Source organism: Oribacterium sp. oral taxon 078 str. F0263, from assembly GCF_000469565.1.
Classification (GTDB): Bacteria; Bacillota; Clostridia; order Lachnospirales; family Lachnospiraceae; genus Oribacterium.
Window position 1 is genome coordinate 1 of sequence record NZ_KI273081.1, and the last position, 1,705, is coordinate 1,705.

The 1,705-nt window shown below is 47.0% G+C and carries 2 protein-coding genes; both read left to right on the forward strand.

Going from position 1 to position 1,705, the window contains the following annotated elements:
- Positions 1-126 precede the first annotated feature (126 nt).
- Entirely contained in the window at positions 127-1,113 is a 987-nt protein-coding gene (gene xerA / locus HMPREF1986_RS00980; RefSeq protein WP_021772840.1) for a site-specific tyrosine recombinase/integron integrase, read from the forward strand.
- 23 nt (positions 1,114-1,136) lie between these two features.
- A complete protein-coding gene (locus HMPREF1986_RS00985; protein WP_036598699.1) occupies positions 1,137-1,694 on the forward strand; it encodes a restriction endonuclease subunit S in 558 nt (185 codons plus the stop codon).
- Positions 1,695-1,705: the final 11 nt, after the last annotated feature.

Genomic DNA, 1,705 nt, shown 5'->3' on the forward strand with positions numbered 1-1,705 from the left:
GACATTGACTTTTAAGCCGCTAAATTCTCGTTTAAGTGCGATTAACTCTCACCAACGGCGAGAGTAAAGCCAACGGAACTGCCGTTGATGTCGTTCTCTGGAAATACCAATAGAAGGAGAAACGACATGAAACAGGAACTGATGACAGAGGTAATGCAGCAGATGTTGCCCTACCTCGACAATGCTCAACTGAAACAGTTGAGACAGGTGATGGAGCAAACGCTCTTTCATTACGAAGTGACCGGCGCAGAGGTTAAGTCGGAGGCGGACGATAGCAATGACCTTATAGCAATGTTTATAGCCGCCAAGCGGATCGAGGGATGCTCGGAAAAGACGCTGAAGTATTATCAGACCACGATTGACGCGATGGTCGCATCTCTTGCCAAGAATGTCCGACATATTCTTACGGAGGATTTACGGACATACCTCACCGAGTATCAGAGCAGGAACCAGTCGAGCCGGGTAACGATTGACAACATCCGCCGTATCCTGTCCAGCTTCTTTTCGTGGCTTGAGGATGAGGATTACATCGTAAAAAGCCCCGTCCGCCGTATTCATAAGGTGAAAACGGCAAGCAGCATCAAAGAGACCTATTCGGATGAGGACTTGGAGAAGATGCGTGATAACTGTGAGGAACTGCGCGACTTGGCGATGATTGATATGCTGGCATCAACAGGAATGCGTGTCGGCGAGATGGTTCTTCTGAACCGTGATGATATCGACTTTGCGGAACGGGAATGCGTGGTGTTCGGCAAAGGCGACAAGGAACGGATCGTATACTTTGATGCCAGAGCCAAGCTGCATATGCAGGAGTATCTCGACAGCCGGACGGATGAGAATCCCGCTCTGTTCGTAACATTGAGGGTTCCGCATGAACGGATACAGATTGGCGGCATCGAGCATAGGCTCCGTGAAATGGGCAAGCGGCTGAACATTCCGAAGGTGCATCCGCATAAGTTTCGGCGGACGCTGGCGACAATGGCTATTGATAAAGGAATGCCGATTGAGCAGCTTCAGCGGCTTCTTGGGCATCAACGGATAGATACGACCTTGCAGTACGCAATGGTCAAACAGAGCAATGTGAAAACGGCTCATAGGAAATATATAGGTTAACGATATTTATGGAGGAATGGCCGATGGAAATATGGAACGAAGGAAAAATAAAGGATTTTGTTGATGTGAAAGGCGGCAAACGACTTCCCAAAGGGAAAAAGCTTGCTGGTTTTCCGACTGCACATCCCTACATACGAATTCGTGATATCGACAAATCTAAAGTTCTTCAGTTGACCGCAGACTATGAGTATGTCGATGACGAAACGCAGAAAGAAATCTCGCGCTATATCGTTTCCAAGGGAGACATACTTATTAGCGTAGTAGGTACTATAGGCCTTGTGGGAATCGTAGGTGATACACTCGATGGTGCAAACCAAACTGAGAACTGCGATAAGCTGACGAATTTTAGGAACATAGACAGAGACTTTCTGTATTATTATTTGGTGTCCCATCTTGGGCAGGGAGAAATTGCTAAAGGAACAGTTGGAGCGGTTCAGCCCAAGTTACCTTTGAAGAACATACAGGATTTTACAGTTCGATTCCCGTCGCTGCAAACACAGGAAAAAATAGCATCTGTGCTGACGGCGCTGGACGATAAAATTGAAAAGAATACGGAGGTAAACGAGAATTTAGCGGCTTAAAAGTCAATGTC

What these genes read in the sequence shown, in the direction of transcription:
- xerA (WP_021772840.1), top strand. Translation starts at nt 127, where the DNA reads ATGAAACAGGAACTGATGACAGAGGTAATGCAGCAGATGTTGCCCTAC.
- HMPREF1986_RS00985 (WP_036598699.1), top strand. Translation starts at nt 1,137, where the DNA reads ATGGAAATATGGAACGAAGGAAAAATAAAGGATTTTGTTGATGTGAAA.